The sequence below is a fragment of the Agrobacterium bohemicum genome (genome assembly GCF_002896715.1).
Lineage (GTDB): Bacteria > Pseudomonadota > Alphaproteobacteria > Rhizobiales > Rhizobiaceae > Agrobacterium > Agrobacterium bohemicum.
The window spans coordinates 74,189-91,273 of the sequence record NZ_PGEL01000014.1; the positions used below are offsets into that span (position 1 = coordinate 74,189).

The following is a 17,085-nucleotide window of genomic DNA, read 5'->3' on the forward strand; positions in this document are numbered from 1 at the left end:
ACGTGGCAGAGCATGAGCATCACTACAAGGTCCAGATCACATGGACCGGCAACACAGGCACCGGCACCTCAGGTTACCGCGAATATGAACGCTCGCATGTGATTTCTGCAGATGGAAAGCCCGACATTGCCGGATCGTCCGACCCTGCTTTTCGTGGCGATGCCAGCCGCTGGAACCCGGAGGAACTGCTGCTGGCCTCCGTTTCAGCCTGTCACAAGCTGTGGTATCTGCACTTCTGCGCGGTTTCAGGGGTTGTCGTAACCGACTATGTGGATCAACCCGAAGGCACCATGATGCTCGTGAAAGACGGAGCGGGGCGGTTCACGGAGGTGGTTTTGAAACCGGTCGTAACCATCTCAAAGGGCGACCCACAGACAGCGCTCGAGCTGCACGAAGACGCCCACGAAAAATGCTTCATCGCCAATTCCGTGAATTTCCCGATCCGCGTCGAGGCCTCTGTGAAGACGATATGATGGCTCAGTCTGTCTGCTGGTAGGTTTCGCGCACGATGTAATTCGGTGTCAAATCATCGCGGTAATAAAGCCGCGCGATCATCTCAGCCAGAATGCCTGTGGTGATAAGCTGGACGGAGGATAGCAGCAGAACGACGCCGACCATCAGCATCGGCCTCGTGCCGATGTCGTTGCCGAGAATGAACTTGTCGATGAACAGGTATGTCATGATCACACCGGCCAGCGCACCGAGACCAAGACCCAGAGAGCCGAAGAAGTGGCCTGGGCGTGCCTTGTAGCGCATGAAGAACATGACCGACAGCAGGTCGAGAATGACCCGGAATGTGCGCGAAAGCCCGTATTTAGAAGCGCCGAACTGGCGTGCATGGTGTGTAACAGGCATTTCGCCGATGCGGGTGCTGGGCACCACGCTTGCCACCCAGGCCGGGATGAAGCGGTGCATCTCACCTGTCAGCTTGACCTGCTTGATGATCGATGAACGGTAGANTTTCAGGCTGCATCCGTAATCATGCAGGCGGACACCGGTGATCTTGCCGATCAGCCGGTTGGCGATCCATGAGGGTATCTTGCGCAGAAAAAGCCCGTCCTGACGGTTCTTGCGCCAGCCCACCAGAAGGTCGAGTTCGCGTCGTTCAAGCTCTTCAACGAGCATGGGAATGTCTTTCGGATCGTTCTGCAAGTCGCCATCCAGTGTGGCAATCAGACGGCCTCGGGCGGTATCGATGCCTGCCTGCATGGCGGCTGTCTGTCCGAAATTACGTTGCAGCGCGACGATCTTGAGATTGGAATCTGGCTGCTGCAAATAGGCGCGGGCGTTGACAATCGTCGCATCCGTGCTGCCGTCATCCACCAGAATGAGTTCCCACGACGACGGATAGTTCGTCATGGCCTCGATGATGCGCGTGATCAGCGGGCCGACGCTTTCTTGCTCGTTGAAAATCGGCACGACAAGCGAAAGCTCCAATGCGTCTGCCGCAAGAACGTCTGTGAAAATGGCGGCTTGTATCGTCACGGTAATGTTTCCGTTCGTCATGAAACTGGATTTTGGCCTTGTCCTAACGACGTTTTCCCGCATTTTCAACAAAGACCACAAAGTTTCACTGGCAGGTCTTGTTTGCAAAGTCGGGGCAAGAGAGTAGTGGGGGACGATGCGCGGGTGCGGCGGCGCGAGGGAATGTGATAGGAAACTCGATTGAAGCCTGTCTGGTTTGCACGGTCTATGACCATGGTCACCGCATTCGTGGTTGCCGTCTACGCCGCATTCATCAGCTGGATGTGGGGTTGGGGAACGATCTTTGCGCTCTGGCGAGAAGCGGGACTTGGCGCGGTCTGCATTGCGCTCGCCCTTCTCCTGTCCACTTACGTTCTGCGGACATGGCGGATTTACGATTANTTTCCGAAGGAGACGCAAGGGCAGTTCGCACGCCTGTTCCGGGTGGTCCAGATCCACAATCTTCTCAACATCATGCTGCCGTTTCGCTCCGGCGAAACCAGCTTTCCGCTGCTGATGCGACAGGAATTCGATGTGCGGCTGGCGCGGGGAACCTCAGCTCTGCTCGTCATGCGGCTTTTCGATCTGCATGCCCNTTTGGCGGCAGCAGGTGTTGGGCTGGCGCTGGAAAACAGCTCGCTGGCCTTCTGGGTGTTGTGGATTGTGTTTCTTCTATTACCCGTCTTCGCGTTTGCTACGAGAGAACGGGTTTTCGATCTTGCGCGGCGCGTCGCACCCNAAAAAGCGCAAGGTATCCTTCATGAAGTGCAGGCAGGGCTGCCGGTCGATAGCAGCGCTTTCATGCGAGCCTGGGCCGCCACCATCATCAACTGGTTCGTCAAGATCGCGGTTCTGGCCTGGGTTCTGATGCTGATGGGCAAGATGAGCCTGCCAGCCGGTTTCGGCGGTGCTTTGGGCGGGGAGCTATCTTCCGTGCTTCCTATCCACGCGNCCGGCGGCGTCGGAACCTACCCGGCGGGCATCACCGCCGGGGCAATCGGCTTCGGCGCATCGACGGATGAGGCGGCACTGTCGTCACTGGGGCAGGCAGCCGTCAACGTGCATCTTCTCGTGATACTGTCGTCACTTGTCGGCACGGCGCTGGCGCTATTCGTGCGAGGGCGTAAGTAGCGCCAGCAATGCCTATTACTGAAACGCCGTTTCGTAGAAGCTGCGAAGCTTGCGCGAATGCAACGTCTCAGTCTGCATGGCCGCGAGTTTCTGCACGGCGCGAATGCCGATTTGAAGATGCTGCGACACTTGCGTTTTGTAAAACTCCGTTGCCATGCCGGGCAGTTTCAACTCTCCATGCAGCGGCTTGTCGGACACGCACAGCAGGGTGCCATAAGGTACGCGGAAGCGGAAACCGTTGGCGGCAATGGTGGCCGATTCCATATCCAGCGCGATGGCGCGCGATTGCGACAGGCGCTTGACCGGACCCGCCTGATCGCGAAGTTCCCAGTTGCGATTATCGATGGTGGCGACGGTGCCGGTGCGCATGATGCGCTTCAGTTCGAAACCTTCGTAACCGGTGACTTCCGCCACCGCGCTTTCAAGCGCCAGTTGCACTTCGGCCAGAGCCGGAATGGGCACCCAGACGGGCAGGTCGTCATCCAGCACGTGATCTTCCCGCACATAGGCATGCGCCAACACATAATCACCCAGACGCTGGCTGTTGCGAAGACCGGCGCAGTGGCCGACCATGAGCCACGCATGCGGGCGCAGCACCGCGATGTGATCGGTAATCGTCTTGGCGTTGGACGGGCCGACGCCAATATTGACCAGCGTAATGCCCGCATGGCCCTTTTTCTTCAGGTGATAGGCGGGCATCTGCGGCATGCGGCCCAGCGTCATATCGGTGATCGGGCGGTCGGACCCGGCCTTGGTGACGATATTGCCCGGCTCCACGAATTCCGTATAGCCTTCACCGCCATCCGCCATCATCTTGCGCGCCCATGCGGCGAATTCATCGATGTAGAACTGGTAGTTGGTGAACAGCACGAAGTTCTGGAAATGATTGGCGCTGGTGGCGGTGTAGTGGCTGAGACGCGCCAGCGAATAGTCGATGCGCTGGGCGGTAAAGGGCGCAAGCGGTGCGGGTTCGCCGGGAACCTGATCATATTCGCCATTGGCAATCAGGTCATCGGTGTTGTTGAGATCAGGCGTATCGAACAGATCCCGCAACGGCACATCGGTCAGCGAGGACGCGGCGGATGCCTCCACGAACGCACCTTCTCCGAACGCGAAATGTAGCGGAATGGGCGTGGCCGACTCGGCAACCGTGACATGGACGCTGTGGTTCTTGATGAGAAGGCCAAGCTGCTCTTTCAGATAATGCCGGAAAAGCTGCGGCCGCGTGACGGTCGTCGTGTAGACGCCGGGCGAGGTGACGTGACCATAGGACAGGCGCGAATCGACATGGCCGAAGCTCGATGTCTCGATGCTGACCTGCGGATAACAGGCACGGTAACGCCCCGTTATCGGCGCGCCCTGCGCCAGATCGGTAAAGGACTTGATCAGGAAATTCGTGTTGCGCTCATAAAGCGCCGTCAAGGCGTCCACCGCTGCCACCGGATCGGTAAAAGTCTGCGGCGCGAAGGGCTCTGGCGTGATGAAGGCGAGGTGCGAGATTGTGTGCTTTGCTATTGTCATGGCCCATTATAGAGAGCCAATTTCGACAGGCAAGCGACAGAAATATGTGCGTTTGAAAAACACGCGGAAAAATTTGGCCGATCAGCCGTTTCCTACAAAACCATATGGCAATTGCTGGAAAGACTGTGCTGGCAGGCAATCGACGCGCCCACATTCACCCGCTGGAAACTACGGTTGGGACTCACCACCAAAGCCGCAAAAGACATCGCGAAAATCGCCATCAACACAACGATGATTGTAAAACGACGAACCATAACTGCCATGCCCATTCCCCTTTGCGTCACGTTCTTCCCTAACGTTGGACACGACATTGCCACAGTGGGACTGAACCGACGCTGAGGGTGGGGTTCATGTTGGGTTCAGGGAGGTTAATNGGGGGAGGGATGCGAATAGGTGCTTGATTAGGTTTGATCGGTGCGGACCTGTTTCACGAGTTTCATGATTTCCATCACGCTTTCCTCCACGGAAAGCAGGGTCGTATCGATGCGAAGATCGGGTGTNCATGGTTCGAATTTGCGAGCCTGTATCTGGTTCCAAGTCGGTGGGATCAGGCCTTCGACGGTCGATACTCGGCTTTCGGCCCGATGCTGGTGCACTGNTTTATCAGAGCACATTATTTCGACTTCTATAAACGCCCGATTGGCCTCTCTAGCTGTCGCTCGAAAGGCCGCACGGGTGATGTCGATGGAGTTGACGGTGTCGGCGATGACGGTACGACCCAAACGAAGATTGTCGACTGCGATCCGGTAAAGGACCACATATCCTGCAGGCCCAACATCAGCCCCCACCGGCAGGGAAGAAGCGGAGCGGATGGCCTGCTCGATGCTATCCAGCCGCAGGTAAGTCGTTTGCAATTCAAGAGCTAAAGCCTGAGCAATGGTGCTTTTCCCGGAACCGGGCAAGCCACCGNAAATAATCAACATGGGAACACCTGATTTTTGAAGAGGGTATTCTCTCTAAGTTTCACNTTTATGATCGCTGTCGCGTAGAAGCGATCTTTGAGCTTACGGAGGGATTCCCTAAGTTCTGCACGTTAGAAAAATGCGGGGATACAAATGAAGCAAGCCAAATACGCCACCACATCAAGACTGCCCTCGGTCGAAGAGTATCTGCACCTTCGTGCGATCGCGGGTCTAAGCGCGTTTTCCGAAGACGCTGCAAGAGCAGGACTGGCGGGAACGATCTATTCCGTAATGGTTCTACGCGATGGATCGGCAGTCGGAATGGGTCGATTGATCGGCGACGGCGGGTGCTTTTTTCAGGTCGTTGATATCGCCGTTCATCCAGACCATCAAGGACGCGGGCTTGGAAAGGCCATCATGGATGCGATCATGACCTATGTCTCGACAGAACTGCCCACAACCGCTTATGTCAGCCTGATCGCTGACATTCCCGCGAACAAGCTCTATGAAAAATTTGGATTTGCGGAGACCGCACCGAGATCGCTGGGAATGGCATTTCGCGTCAAACGTTAGGCCACGACGTTTTCGGATAAAAAGGGACGTTCTATTCGAGGCTAAGGAAATTTCGTGATGCTAATTTACTTGGAAATTTAAGGGTTTCACGGCGATGTTGAGGCAGATCAATATTCTGGTTGTATCAGCATGAACTCACTCCGGCTCAACGTGGATCGCGAGATACCGAGTGCACTGAGCACAGACTTGGAAACAATGCCCGCGCCTGTCGTCTCCGAGCTGCAGATGGTCAGGGNAAACGATGGGATTTCAGCGGCCTTGTTCAGCATAGCCGAAAACGGAGATTTGGGAGACAGAGCGGTCGTCAATCTCTTATCAGCGCGGGGTCAAACGGATATCAAGTTCGACCTTTCAAACCCATAATTGATGCTTTCGGCAGATGATGCAGGCTCTAAAGAAATATTGAGCATCGTCTGGATACGACCTGAGTGCCAACCAGANTTTCTGACATGCGTCGGCTCTGGGTTTGCCGTCCCGACCTTCGAGGCAAGACGGCAAACCGTTTTCTGTTACTCCTTAAACACCTTCCCCAAAAACGCCTCAAACGAAGGACGCCAGACGTCCATCTCGTGGCCGAGGTCTTTGTATTCCACGTAATCGTGGGCGATCTTCTTTTCGTCGAGGGTGGCTTTCAAACCGGCGATGTCCTTGCCGGTCACGACATCCTTGGTGCCGACGGTGACGGTGAGGTTGCGGAGTGTCTTGTTGAGTTTGTCGGGCTCGTTCAGTGCGGCATCGACGGCTTTGTTGGGAACCGTGGTGGTGGTGACGCCGCTGAAGGTGGCGACCCAGCCGAAGGTGCCGAGGTGGGTGAGGCCGGAAACGAGGGACTGGTAGCCGCCTTGCGAAAGGCCGACCACGGCGCGGCCGTCTGCATCGTCACGCACTTTGTAGTGCNTTTTCATGTAGGGGATGAGGTCTTCCACCAGTTCGCGGTCGATGGCATCTGCATTGATGGGGTAGAAGGTCTTGCGACGCTCGGCACCGGGGAAGTTTTCGGCGATGGCTTCGGGTATGTCAGCTTCCGTATCCGGGATGACGACGATCATCGGCTCGATTTTCTTCTCGGCCAGGAGATTGTCGAGAATCTCANGGGCGCGGCCCTGCGCAACCCAGGAGGCGACGGTGTCACCGAAGCCGTGATAGAGATACATGACCGGCAGTGGTTTGGACGCATCCGTGTAGCCAGGCGGCGTGTAGATATAGGTCGCGCGCTGGGATTTGAGCGCTTTGGACGCAATGGTGACAAGTCGAAGCTCGCCGTGCGGCACATCCCGCACATCGACAATGCTACCGGGAACCAGAATGAGGCTGGTGTTCACCTGCCGCTGCGGCTTGGGGTAATTGGTGCCGGTATCGATGCTGCGAAAGCCGTCGATGTTGAAATAATACTCGTAGAGATTGGGTTTCAGCACATCTGTTTTGACGGTCCATATGCCGTTATCACCGCGTTTCATCTCCAGTGGCGCTTTGGTGCCGAGAGCGACTGATACTGCCTTGGCCGATGGCGCAAACAGGCGGAAGGTGATCGATCCATCCNTTTCAACACCCGTCACGAACTCGTTTAGGGGACGGTCAGCAGGCGGCGAAGCCGGTGGTTCTGCAGCGAATGCGGGTGCAGTCATGATGCAACTGGCCAAAAGGACACAAGGCAAAAGCAGGCGCATGAAAATATTTCCTCCAAATTACGTTACCCCCGATTTGGAAACTGACAGATGGCCGATGCCTTTTCAACCGCGCACTGGCGGGGCAGGTACAAAGATCAGGCTGCTTGCTGAAACCGGCATTCCTCGTTAGGACCAGTTGCGGCCCGTGCAACGGTGGCTCTCATTGGCACATATTGCGCAAGAGCTGTGGCGCGGGTCGACATTCATAGGACGTGTAAGGAAATACCGTGAAAATTTTAAAAGTGCTGACGATGGTTCTCATCTTCGCTGTCGTGATCTTCGGTTACCGTTGGTACAGCTATGTGACCAACACCGAGAGCCCGTACAACGAAGTCGGCATCGAGCTGAACAGCCGCATGCCAGGCCCAATCAACAAATGGGGCTGCGACAAGCTGCACCAGACATTCGGCAATGTTCTGCCACCTTACGGCTGCCAGGCTGGCGACGGAACGCAGTGGCTCTAACGCTTCACACACGAATCAAAAAAAGGCGCCGCGTGAACGGCGCCTTTTTCATTGGTAGCGTAATGATCAGCCGATCATGGCGTTGTCATCGCGCTTGATGGCAACGAGAGCAGAACGCGGTAGCTTGCCTTTACCATCCGGGAAGGGCGCATTGGGGTGCTGGATGCCGACGAAGTGGGTGCGTTTGTCGGCAGACCATGTCTGTCCGGTGACTTCCGAGCCCTTCGGTGCGGTCAAGAAACGTTCGATGCGGCCGGTGACAGGGTCGCCCGCCAGCATCTGGTTGTTCCCCTGTCCGGCATACTGGCCGTCATTGCTGTCTTCCCCATCCGTCTGAATCCAGAGCAGGCCGGTCGAATCGAACATCATGCCATCGGGCGAGTTGAACATGTTACCGGCGTTGATGTTGGACGAGCCCGCATAGGCATCCTTGTGAACATCCGGGTTGCCGGCCATGCAGAACAGATCCCACTTGAACTTGGCATCCGCATGGTCGTCATTTTCAGGATACCAGCGGACGATCTGGCCGTATTCGTTCTTCTCGCGTGGGTTTGCGGCATTGAGAGCCATGGCATCGCCGCCACCGTTAGCGCGCAGCTTGCCGTCTTTCGTAACACCGCGATTGGTGTTGTTGGTCAGCGCGCAATAGGCTTCGATGGCGACGGGGTTGATGGCCACCCATTCCGGGCGGTCCATGGTGGTGGCACCCACCTTGGAGGCGGCCTGGCGGGTGAAGACGCAAATCTCGTCCATCTTCATGCCTGTCGATTCAGGCGTCAGTGCCACCCATTCGCCGTTGCCGTCATCGGTAAACTTGGCAACGTAGAGTGTGCCTTCGTCCAGCAGCTTCGAGGTGTCACCACCCGGCACATAGATGCCGTGGGAGATGAACTTGTAGAGGAACTCCCCACGCTCGTCGTCGCCCATATAGACGACCACGCGGCCATCGCGCGCGATGACGACGGCGGCGTTCTCGTGCTTGATGCGGCCAAGAGCGGTGCGCTTGATCGGCGTGGAGGACGCGTTGGATGGATCGATCTCCACGACGTAACCGGCACGGCGCGGCTCGTTGGGGTGCTTGGAAACGTCGAAACGTTCATCGAACAGCTCGTAGCCGTAACGGGTTTCCGCCGCGATGCCGTAGCGCTTGTAATCATCCGGCATTTTGAAAGCGGCGTCTGTGGAGCCGAAATAGCCGTTGAAGTTTTCTTCGCAGGTCAGGTAGGTGCCCCACGGTGTGCGGCCCGCGCCGCAATTGTTGAAGGTGCCAAGACAGTCGATGCCGTTTGAATCGGTGGCGGTCTTGACGAGATCCGAACCGGCGGCGGGGCCGGACAGCTTCATCGGTGTGTTGTGGTGAATGCGGCGGTTGAACGGGCTGCCGACGACGATCTGCCAGCCATCATTACCTTCCGCCACTTCCATAACGGTCACGCCCTGCATGTGCTGGAGGATTTTGACCTCGTCCAGATTGGCTGGCATGCCCTTTTCGCGGTGGGGCAGGTTCGTCTCGTTGTTCACATATTCATGGTTGACGGCAATCAGCTGATGGTTGCCAACGACGAAAAGCTCCATGCCATCGGTGNTTTCGCCGNAAACCTTGTCGGAGTTCTCAAGGCTGACGCCTTTGACCGGGTCGATATCCTGCACGTTTGGAAAAAGCGGCTGGCCCCATTTGGCAACCGGCTTCCAGCTGTAACCTTCGGGTACATGAATGGTGTTGTCCGTTGCGGCAGCCACCGGCTTGAAAGGAAAGCGCGAAGCCGCTTCCTGCGCCTGCGCAGATGTGGAGCTTGCGAGATTCCCGAGTGTGCCGAGTGCGGCAGCGGCAGAACCGAAGGCCAGAACGCCACCGAGAAAACCGCGACGCGAAATCGCCGATTCCACCACGCGGTCGAAATCCGTCACAGCCGGTGGCGGGTTCTGAAGCTCATCCCACTCATCCCAGCTCAGTTTGCTCGTGTCTATCTTTGTCATAATGCTCTCCATCCGCTCGCAGTTTGGAATAGTTCCAGGAAGAGCAACTAAAGCGGGTTCATTACAGCGATATGACGGATTAAATCCACATAAACAATCTAAGATTGTAAGCGCCGCGCCAGCTGGGGTCTATTTTCTCGTGTCGCTTATTTTGTTAGGCATGGCCCAGTCGGGATTCGTGGAGCAGTGCTATGGGCAAGTCTATCAAACTGAAAATTCTTCCGCAGGCCTATGCCATTGCGCGTCTCGACCCGGACGCAGCAATACCGGATTGGGCGGACGGAGCGGGCTTTGTCAGCATCAGTCGCACGGATGACGAGTTGTCGATCGTCTGCGTCGAGGGCAGGGTGCCGCAGAGTGCTCGCAAGGATGCGGGCTGGACCTGCCTCAAACTTCTCGGGCCCTTCGAATTCGGAGAGACGGGCATTGTCCTGTCCATCATCAGGCCGCTATCGGNAAACGGTCTTGGAATTTTCATCGTCTCGACCTTCGACGGAGATCATCTTCTGGTCAAAACCAGCGACCTGGAAAAGGCCGTGGCACTGCTTGCTCAGGCCGGGCACATCGTGTCCGACGCAGACAGTTGAGCCGTCGGCTCTCTGTTGCAAGCGCAACTCATGTGGTGCGGTTGACCACATGAGGCTTTGTCGACGGAAAAAGAATAGACGGATGGTTTAGAGCCGCGACCATGTCTGGGNTTTGCACAGAACCTTCAGGACGCAGCCCTTCATGCTAAGGGAGCCGCCAGAAACGGTGCCGGTGCCGGCATAGGTCTTGTCATTGGCAGGGTCGGTGATCTCGCCGGAATAGCTGTTGCCCTTGCCGCTCATCTTGCCAATCTGCTTTCCGGCGTGTTTGCCGGTCTTCAACGTCACACAATAGGCGGAGCCGCACTGGGTGATGGCTGCGGTCTCGCCGCTGGCCGTTTTCCAGTTGCCTTCGATGGCCTCTGCGGCAAAGGCGCTGCTGCCCATCNAAAATGCGGCGGCGGCAAGTATCGTCATTCTCTTCATAGGGACCTCCCAATCCAGCTTCGCCTGAACCTCGCAATCGCTTAAGGCCAGGTGCTCGCAACTCCTGATGCGAATGCCATGATTTATAGTTGACGTGAACGTNAAAGGAAATATGGCCGCAGCGAAATTCGCTGCTTTTTAACCGGCTCACAGCTCGAAAAAACGATCGCGAAAAAATCGCAAGTTTGGACGTGGTTACGAAAGAGTTGAAATCCATCCGTAAACTTTTCGTAAAATTGTCTACAAAGTCCTTAATTTCCGGGCCTTGTGATATTTAACAAAAACCCAATTTTACCAATCGTTTGGACTTTGTTTGTCCCCTATTAATCATGGATTTTAAGCGCCTGTTGAAGCCCGTTTGGCATAGTGGGGACATCGAAAGAGCAGGGAAAACCTGCCGACGGAAAAGGCCAGAACAAGCCGCAGAAGACGGTAAGGCCTTACTCGCAAAAGCTCCCGAAGAGGGGCGCAGACAAAACGCTAACGGGCAAACAGGATAGAAAAAATGGCACGCTTTGAAGTTCGCGATATCGAAATGGCAGTCGCCGGTGGCCAGAGCCGCGCGGATGTCTTCTGCAACCTCGGCCTGATCTACGCGACAGGCCGTGGCTGCGCACCGGACCTCATCGCTGCCCACAAATGGCTCAACATCGCCGCCATCAAGGGTTCGGAACGGGCAGCCTCGCTGCGCGCCGATCTGGCCCGCAACATGAACAAGGCAGACCTCGCCAAGGCGCTGCGCGCCGCCCGCGATTGGATGACGACCCACTGACATCAAGCATCGACCACCCGGTGCCAATACAAAAAGACAGAGCGATCTGAAGATCGCCACTCTCTCCGGCCGGTTCCCTCCAGTCCTAGCCGGACATAAAAAGAAGACCCCCGCAAAGGGACAGCTAGATCCACGCTGCAAAATCAAACCGTGACCGGCAGAAACAAGGCCGGCACGGTTTTTTGTTGTTCAGGTACTGGCTTGCGTCTAACCCAGCGCCTTCAACACCTTCGGCAGCGCATCCGCAAACAAATCCAGCTTGTCGTCCGGTGCAGCACTCACACGAATGCAGCGGTTGAGCGGTTCCACGCCGGGCATGCGAATGAAGACGCCGTGGTCCATCAGTCCGTCTACGATGGATTTGGCGTAAGTGGCGTCCTTATGGCAATCGATCGCGACGAAGTTCGTCGCTGAGGGCAGGGGCGACAGGCCGTTCTGGCGGGCAATGGTTGAAATGCGCTCGCGGGCATTGGCGATGCGTTTGACGACGTCCCGCAAATAGGCCTGATCCTTTAGGGCCGCCATAGCGGCGGCAACGGAAACGCGGGGCATTCCGAAGTGATTGCGGATTTTATCGAAGGCTTGCGCATTTCCCAGCGTGCCGATGGCATAACCCACGCGCGCACCTGCCAGGCCATACGCCTTGGAGAAGGTGCGCATGCGCAGCACATTCGGCATGCCGATTATGGCGCGAACGCTGGGAACAGCGCTTTCGGGAGCGGTTTCGCAGTAGGCCTCGTCCAGCACCAGCAGACACGTGTCCGGCAATGCTTTGGCAAACGTCAGAACCTCGCTTGCGTCCCACCAGCTTCCCATCGGATTATCCGGGTTGGCGAAATACACCAGCGGCGCATTTTCCTTTTTGACAAGGTCCAGCAGCCCGTCGAGATTTTCATGGTCATCCAGATAGGGCGTCGTCTCCAGACGCCCACCGAAGCCTTTAACATGGTAGTTGAAGGTGGGATAACCGCCCAAAGACGTGACGACCGGCGTTCCGGGCTCCACGACCAGCCGCACGATTTCCCCCAGAAGGCCATCCACGCCGTTTCCGATAGCAATATTATCGCGCGAAATGCCGTGATGGATAGCGAGCGCTTCCCGTAACTCGAAATTCTCAGGGTCAGCATACATCCACGTCTCGGTCGCTGCCTGGCGTATGGCCTCCAGAACTGAAGGTGCCGGGCCAAAACCGCTTTCATTGGCTCCAATCCGCGCCTTCACGGCAAGCTTGCGGTTGCGCTCTATGGCCTCGGGACCGACAAACGGCACGGAGGAGGGAAGCGAAGCGGCGAGCGACGTAAAGCGCGAAAATGCGGACATTTCAGAGGGTTCCGTAATCCGTTGGAAGAACTGCCTCACAATATAATCAAAAACGGCCCGCGCAAGGCAGGCCGTAGGAAATGCATGTGTTTTGATAGTCTTTCTTTGCCGCCACGAGGCGAGATGACGATGCGCCTACAGCGCCGTCTCGAAGCTCAGGCGGCGAATATGGTGCAGGAACTCCGCATCGATCAGCATGTTGAAGCCGACCGTTGCCTTTTCCTCTTCACGACGGATGAGGGTGCAGCCGATTTCATCACGAATACCCAGCACTTCGAGATAGAAGTTGGTGGGCATGTCCAGATGCGGGCTCACTTCGATGTCCGCACCATATAACGAGATATTTCTGATGAGGCATCGCATGGTGTTTTTGGCACTGAGATGATGACCGATGAAGGTGATCTTGCCCGGCCGATCGACCGGGTACTTCTCGTACATCTCGTCGTGCGGAACGGCATCGTGTGCGTTGATATTTACGTTGAGTGCCATGACAACCTCCCGATTGCCTTTTGTCTGAATACAATCATACGCCCGCTTCGTTGCCAAACGCTGAATCGAAACAGTAAGATTGAACTGTTTCTGGCCTGNTTTGCCACAGCGATCTGCATCTTTGAAACGAACTCGCGACTTGAAACGTGTTTAGAGACAGAAGGTTGCGTAGAGCTGGTTTGCGGTTGACGCTTGGCGTACTTGGCGTTACGCCTTGAAGCATCTTGTGGAATGATGGAGCAGCAAAATGGCAGGCACACTCGTCATCGTCGGCGCGGGCCAGGCCGCCTTTGCTCTTGCCGCGAAACTGCGCGCGCTGAATGATGACCGGNCCGTTACCATCATCGGTTCTGAAGATGTCGCGCCTTACCAAAGGCCGCCGCTGTCCNAAAAATACCTGATGGGCGACATGTCTTTCGACCGGCTGCAATTTCGTGGTCCTGAATGGTTTGCGGNAAACAATGTCGAGATGCGCCTTTCCACCTGGGTGGAAGAGATAGACCGCGCCAACAAAACTGTTCGGATGCAGGATGGCAGCACGCTTTCCTATGACAAGCTGGCGCTGGCAACCGGCGCGGCCCCCCGAGAGCTTCCAGCAGGTGTTGGCGGAGATCTCGACGGCGTATTGACGGTGCGCGATAAACGCGACGCCGACCGTTTGATGGCGGAGATGCAGCCCGGACGCCGGCTGCTCGTCATCGGTGGTGGTTATATCGGCCTGGAGGCTGCTGCCGTCGCGCGGCAGCTCGGGCTGGAGGTCACGCTGATCGAAATGGCCGAGCGGATATTGCAGCGCGTGGCAGCCAGCGAGACAGCCACCATCATGCGCGATATCCACCGTTCCCGCGGCGTTACGATTCGCGNAAAAACCGGACTTGTGCGTCTGATCGGCACGGATGGGCGCGTCAGTGCCGCCGAGCTTTCCGATGGTTCGGTTCTCGATGTGGATTTCGTCATCGTCGGTATCGGCGTTCTGCCCAATGACCGGCTCGCCCGCGATTCGGGCCTCGATATCGGCAACGGTATTCTGGTTGATGAATTCACCCGCACCTCCGACCCGGATATTCACGCAATAGGTGATTGCGCGCTTTTACCAATGAATGGCGCAAGCGTCCGGTTGGAATCCGTGCAGAACGCCGTGGACCAGGCGGAGGCCGCAGCCCTTATCCTGACAGGGCAGGAGCAGCCATACCGGCCAAAGCCATGGTTCTGGTCGGATCAGTATGATGTGAAACTCCAGATCGCCGGTTTCAACATGGGGTATGACGAAACGCTGTCGCGCCCGGGCCAGAGGGAAGGCAGCCATTCGGTATGGTATTTCCATCAGGGGCATTTTATCGCCGTGGATGCCATCAACGATGCCAAGGCCTATGTCAGCGGAAAGAAGCTGCTCGACACGGGCAAGGAACCGAACAGAGCGATTCTCGCCGATCATTCTGCTGATTTGAAATTGCTGCTCGCATAAAGGACGATCCATGCCAGTCTCCGAAAACCGCTTCAAAACCGCGATAAAGCAGGGCAAACCGCAAATCGGTCTGTGGCTGGACATGGGCGAGGCGATTACCGCCGAGATTGCCGGAACCGCCGGATTCGACTGGCTGGTCATCGATGGTGAACACGGGCCGAACGATTTGCGCAGCATCATCGACCAATTGCGCGCCCTGTCGACATCATCTGCGGAACCCGTCGTGCGCGTACCGACGGGCGAGAGCTGGATCATCAAGCAGATGCTAGATGCCGGTGCGCGAACGCTGCTGGTGCCGATGGTCGATTCGGCTGAGCAGGCCCAAGCTCTGGTGGCGGCAATGCATTACCCTCCACGCGGCATTCGCGGCATGGGCGCAGTCGTAGCCCGGGCATCCGGTTTCAATACGATTGAAGATTACTCTCAAACCGCCTCTGACGGTGTGTGCCTTCTGGTACAGGCGGAAACCCGCGCTGCAATTGCCGATCTCGACAACATTCTTAAGACAGACGGCATCGATGGCGTTTTCATCGGCCCTGCGGATTTGGCCGCGGATATGGGCTATCTCGGCCGCATCGATGAAAAAGAAGTTCAGGACGTCATCGAAACAGCGATTCGCAAGATTGTCGCGGCGGGCAAGGCCGCCGGCATTTTGACGTTCAATGAGACGTTCAATAAACGCTATCTCGAACTCGGCGCATCANTTGTCGCTGTCGGTGCCGATGTCACCGAGTTTTCAAGTGCGCTGAAATCACTATGTGCGCGATATAAGGGCGGCGAAGCAACGAAAGCCTCGAGCTACTGAGCCTGCTCAGTCGTCGTTGCTGGCGTTCAGCTTATGCGGAGGAATGCCCTCTTCGCCGGAAAACAGAAAACCCTCGCGCACAAGCCAGTCTCTGAGAATACGTTGGATCGCTTCGTCGCGTCCAATATGGCTGTCCTGACAAAATGCGGCGAGTGCAGTTTCAACCTCATGATTAAGGTCCATGTGATTCTCCCGTTTAAATAAAAAAATGGGGCGAGGAGATACGTCTCCTCGCCCCATCTGAATGCCAACTGAGCTTAGCGCCAGCGATAAATGCTGCTGCTCTTCTGCTCGTTTGCTGCCGTAGCGACGAAATAGCCAAGGGCAAAGCCCAGAGCGCCGACAACGGTCAATACGGACGTCGCTGTGCCGGGGTTTTCCTTCACGGCTTCAACAACATTGTGGCCCTGGGCCTTTACCGTCTGTGCGGCAGTCTGTGCTGCACGCTGAAGGCGGCCACTGGCTTCGTCAACGAACTCCGAAGCTTCGTTCGAAAGCGTACCGGCGCGAGCCGAAACGGATTTGGACAATGACGAAATCTGCGAACGCAGCTCCGCAATCTGATTCTCGACTGTATCTTCGACAACATTCAATTTGGTCTGAGCCATCTAAAATCACCTCTTGCTGTTTCCGAGGTGGTAACGCAGTAGGCGCACGAATGTTCCGCAGTGCAGCGATAATGATTTTCAGGATTGTCGGGATTTTTGTTTGATGGCGGAGAGGATGGGATTCGAACCCACGATACGCTTTTGACGTATACTCCCTTAGCAGGGGAGCGCCTTCGACCACTCGGCCACCTCTCCGGTGCCGCCTGATTATTGCTTNAAAAAATCGAATGCAAGGCCTTTTCTATAAAGAGACGAAAAAGAACAGTTCGTCCCGGGTTTTTCGTGAGCAGATCAAAGCGATTCGGGAAGAATCAGCAGATTCGAAGAGAAAAATGCGAATCGGTGATGAGCTATTCCCTTCATGAAGATGCGCAGTCTCGGTTTGTCCTTCTCTTATGGATTGCCCTCCAGCAGCGAATAATCGTCTATGACAACGTTGCGCATATAGAGAGAATGGCTTTTGCGTGCTCTTTCCACAGGCTTCCCCCGGACGGCAACCGCCACTGAACGATTATAAGTCCCGGATTCAAAACAGCTTTTTTAAGGTTTTGTAAACTTCTACGGCTCTCGGATGAGCCGAATGTGTGTTTTTGGCAACATGCCGAACCGAAGCAGACGAGGAAAGCCGTCATAAGTACGTTTGCCGATTGCAAGCGCGGCAAGCTTCCGTANTTTCAGCAACGGAAGCGAGGCGGTGGATCGTCCGTTTTCGAGAACACGGGAATGGGGCAGGGAATGCTGTCCTTCAGCTTAAGAACCCAGACCCTTTTGAAACTTGACTGGAGGTCAACCATGAACATTAAGAGCCTTTTGATCGGCTCCGCTGCAGCTCTCGCGGCAGTATCTGGCGCACAGGCTGCCGACGCTATCGTCGCTGCTGAGCCAGAACCAATGGAATACGTTCGCGTTTGCGA

At 56.3% G+C, this 17,085-nt stretch carries 20 protein-coding genes and 1 tRNA gene; 9 read left to right on the forward strand and 12 right to left on the reverse strand.

Going from position 1 to position 17,085, the window contains the following annotated elements; all coding sequences use genetic code 11:
- Nucleotides 1-2: 2 nt before the first annotated feature.
- The gene (locus CUC55_RS01035; protein WP_067653797.1) at nucleotides 3-473 is read left to right on the forward strand and encodes an OsmC family protein; all 471 of its coding nucleotides are present in this window, start codon (nucleotides 3-5) and stop codon (nucleotides 471-473) included.
- A 4-nt stretch (nucleotides 474-477) separates the two neighbouring features.
- Here CUC55_RS01035 and CUC55_RS01040 read toward each other — a convergent pair whose 3' ends face one another.
- Nucleotides 478-1,506, reverse strand: a complete 1,029-nt coding sequence (locus CUC55_RS01040) for a glycosyltransferase family 2 protein (RefSeq protein ID WP_103086714.1) — start codon at nucleotides 1,504-1,506, stop codon at nucleotides 478-480.
- Between the two features lie 186 nt (nucleotides 1,507-1,692).
- On the opposite strand from CUC55_RS01040, the gene CUC55_RS01045 reads away from it, so the two are divergent.
- Complete coding sequence (locus CUC55_RS01045; protein ID WP_103086715.1) at nucleotides 1,693-2,595, forward strand: lysylphosphatidylglycerol synthase domain-containing protein; 903 nt, start codon at nucleotides 1,693-1,695, stop codon at nucleotides 2,593-2,595.
- 15 nt (nucleotides 2,596-2,610) lie between these two features.
- On the opposite strand, the gene amn is transcribed toward CUC55_RS01045, so the two are convergent.
- The 3 genes from amn to CUC55_RS01055 form a co-directional block, all read right to left on the reverse strand.
- On the reverse strand, nucleotides 2,611-4,116 hold the full coding sequence (gene amn / locus CUC55_RS01050) for an AMP nucleosidase (protein WP_067653681.1): 1,506 nt from the start codon (nucleotides 4,114-4,116) through the stop codon (nucleotides 2,611-2,613).
- 92 nt (nucleotides 4,117-4,208) lie between these two features.
- A complete protein-coding gene (locus CUC55_RS22815) occupies nucleotides 4,209-4,379 on the reverse strand; it encodes a hypothetical protein (protein WP_170063793.1) in 171 nt (56 codons plus the stop codon).
- A 138-nt stretch (nucleotides 4,380-4,517) separates the two neighbouring features.
- Nucleotides 4,518-5,039 (reverse strand): P-loop nucleotide/nucleoside kinase family protein, encoded by a 522-nt coding sequence (locus CUC55_RS01055; protein WP_103086716.1) that lies wholly within the window; start codon nucleotides 5,037-5,039, stop codon nucleotides 4,518-4,520.
- Nucleotides 5,040-5,171: 132 nt separating this feature from the next.
- On the opposite strand from CUC55_RS01055, the gene CUC55_RS01060 reads away from it, so the two are divergent.
- Nucleotides 5,172-5,591: a GNAT family N-acetyltransferase gene (locus CUC55_RS01060; protein WP_067653678.1), complete on the forward strand. Its 420-nt coding sequence runs from the start codon at nucleotides 5,172-5,174 to the stop codon at nucleotides 5,589-5,591.
- A 509-nt stretch (nucleotides 5,592-6,100) separates the two neighbouring features.
- Here CUC55_RS01060 and CUC55_RS01070 read toward each other — a convergent pair.
- A complete protein-coding gene (locus tag CUC55_RS01070) occupies nucleotides 6,101-7,258 on the reverse strand; it encodes an esterase (protein ID WP_103086718.1) in 1,158 nt (385 codons plus the stop codon).
- A 251-nt stretch (nucleotides 7,259-7,509) separates the two neighbouring features.
- Between CUC55_RS01070 and CUC55_RS01075 the strand changes: the two genes are divergently transcribed.
- On the forward strand, nucleotides 7,510-7,722 hold the full coding sequence (locus tag CUC55_RS01075; RefSeq protein WP_067653672.1) for a hypothetical protein: 213 nt from the start codon (nucleotides 7,510-7,512) through the stop codon (nucleotides 7,720-7,722).
- A 66-nt stretch (nucleotides 7,723-7,788) separates the two neighbouring features.
- Here CUC55_RS01075 and CUC55_RS01080 read toward each other — a convergent pair whose 3' ends face one another.
- A complete protein-coding gene (locus tag CUC55_RS01080) occupies nucleotides 7,789-9,699 on the reverse strand; it encodes a PhoX family protein (RefSeq protein WP_103086719.1) in 1,911 nt (636 codons plus the stop codon).
- A 191-nt stretch (nucleotides 9,700-9,890) separates the two neighbouring features.
- On the opposite strand from CUC55_RS01080, the gene CUC55_RS01085 reads away from it, so the two are divergent.
- Nucleotides 9,891-10,286, forward strand: coding sequence for an ACT domain-containing protein (locus CUC55_RS01085; protein ID WP_103086720.1), 396 nt, complete (start codon nucleotides 9,891-9,893; stop codon nucleotides 10,284-10,286).
- 87 nt (nucleotides 10,287-10,373) lie between these two features.
- Here the strand turns inward: CUC55_RS01085 and CUC55_RS01090 are convergent, their stop codons facing one another.
- A complete protein-coding gene (locus CUC55_RS01090) occupies nucleotides 10,374-10,712 on the reverse strand; it encodes a DUF2147 domain-containing protein (RefSeq protein ID WP_103086721.1) in 339 nt (112 codons plus the stop codon).
- A 505-nt stretch (nucleotides 10,713-11,217) separates the two neighbouring features.
- On the opposite strand from CUC55_RS01090, the gene CUC55_RS01095 reads away from it, so the two are divergent.
- Nucleotides 11,218-11,484, forward strand: coding sequence for an SEL1-like repeat protein (locus CUC55_RS01095; RefSeq protein WP_067653665.1), 267 nt, complete (start codon nucleotides 11,218-11,220; stop codon nucleotides 11,482-11,484).
- Nucleotides 11,485-11,691: 207 nt separating this feature from the next.
- On the opposite strand, the gene CUC55_RS01100 is transcribed toward CUC55_RS01095, so the two are convergent.
- Nucleotides 11,692-12,804: a pyridoxal phosphate-dependent aminotransferase gene (locus CUC55_RS01100; RefSeq protein WP_067653663.1), complete on the reverse strand. Its 1,113-nt coding sequence runs from the start codon at nucleotides 12,802-12,804 to the stop codon at nucleotides 11,692-11,694.
- Nucleotides 12,805-12,939: 135 nt separating this feature from the next.
- Entirely contained in the window at nucleotides 12,940-13,293 is a 354-nt protein-coding gene (locus tag CUC55_RS01105; protein WP_067653661.1) for a hypothetical protein, read from the reverse strand.
- A gap of 247 nt (nucleotides 13,294-13,540) precedes the next feature.
- On the opposite strand from CUC55_RS01105, the gene CUC55_RS01110 reads away from it, so the two are divergent.
- Both CUC55_RS01110 and CUC55_RS01115 read left to right on the forward strand, forming a co-directional pair.
- Complete coding sequence (locus tag CUC55_RS01110; RefSeq protein WP_103086722.1) at nucleotides 13,541-14,758, forward strand: NAD(P)/FAD-dependent oxidoreductase; 1,218 nt, start codon at nucleotides 13,541-13,543, stop codon at nucleotides 14,756-14,758.
- Nucleotides 14,759-14,768: 10 nt separating this feature from the next.
- Nucleotides 14,769-15,563, forward strand: a complete 795-nt coding sequence (locus tag CUC55_RS01115) for an aldolase/citrate lyase family protein (RefSeq protein WP_103086723.1) — start codon at nucleotides 14,769-14,771, stop codon at nucleotides 15,561-15,563.
- A gap of 6 nt (nucleotides 15,564-15,569) precedes the next feature.
- On the opposite strand, the gene CUC55_RS22820 is transcribed toward CUC55_RS01115, so the two are convergent.
- From CUC55_RS22820 to CUC55_RS01125, 3 genes are all read right to left on the reverse strand, one after another.
- A complete protein-coding gene (locus tag CUC55_RS22820) occupies nucleotides 15,570-15,746 on the reverse strand; it encodes a hypothetical protein (RefSeq protein ID WP_170063795.1) in 177 nt (58 codons plus the stop codon).
- Between the two features lie 74 nt (nucleotides 15,747-15,820).
- The gene (locus CUC55_RS01120; RefSeq protein ID WP_067653655.1) at nucleotides 15,821-16,171 is read right to left on the reverse strand and encodes a hypothetical protein; all 351 of its coding nucleotides are present in this window, start codon (nucleotides 16,169-16,171) and stop codon (nucleotides 15,821-15,823) included.
- A 104-nt stretch (nucleotides 16,172-16,275) separates the two neighbouring features.
- Nucleotides 16,276-16,366, reverse strand: a tRNA-Ser gene (locus tag CUC55_RS01125).
- 540 nt (nucleotides 16,367-16,906) lie between these two features.
- On the opposite strand from CUC55_RS01125, the gene CUC55_RS23040 reads away from it, so the two are divergent.
- On the forward strand, nucleotides 16,907-17,085 hold a 179-nt coding region (locus tag CUC55_RS23040; RefSeq protein ID WP_245304063.1), incomplete at its 3' end, for a porin.

Excerpts from the sequence above, each read along its gene's own strand:
- amn (WP_067653681.1), bottom strand. The coding sequence starts at position 4,116 with ATGACAATAGCAAAGCACACAATCTCGCACCTCGCCTTCATCACGCCA.
- CUC55_RS22815 (WP_170063793.1), bottom strand. The coding sequence starts at position 4,379 with ATGGCAGTTATGGTTCGTCGTTTTACAATCATCGTTGTGTTGATGGCG.
- CUC55_RS01060 (WP_067653678.1), top strand. The coding sequence starts at position 5,172 with ATGAAGCAAGCCAAATACGCCACCACATCAAGACTGCCCTCGGTCGAA.
- CUC55_RS01075 (WP_067653672.1), top strand. The coding sequence starts at position 7,510 with ATGGTTCTCATCTTCGCTGTCGTGATCTTCGGTTACCGTTGGTACAGC.
- CUC55_RS01095 (WP_067653665.1), top strand. The coding sequence starts at position 11,218 with ATGGCACGCTTTGAAGTTCGCGATATCGAAATGGCAGTCGCCGGTGGC.
- CUC55_RS01100 (WP_067653663.1), bottom strand. The coding sequence starts at position 12,804 with ATGTCCGCATTTTCGCGCTTTACGTCGCTCGCCGCTTCGCTTCCCTCC.
- CUC55_RS01105 (WP_067653661.1), bottom strand. The coding sequence starts at position 13,293 with ATGGCACTCAACGTAAATATCAACGCACACGATGCCGTTCCGCACGAC.
- CUC55_RS22820 (WP_170063795.1), bottom strand. The coding sequence starts at position 15,746 with ATGGACCTTAATCATGAGGTTGAAACTGCACTCGCCGCATTTTGTCAG.
- CUC55_RS01120 (WP_067653655.1), bottom strand. The coding sequence starts at position 16,171 with ATGGCTCAGACCAAATTGAATGTTGTCGAAGATACAGTCGAGAATCAG.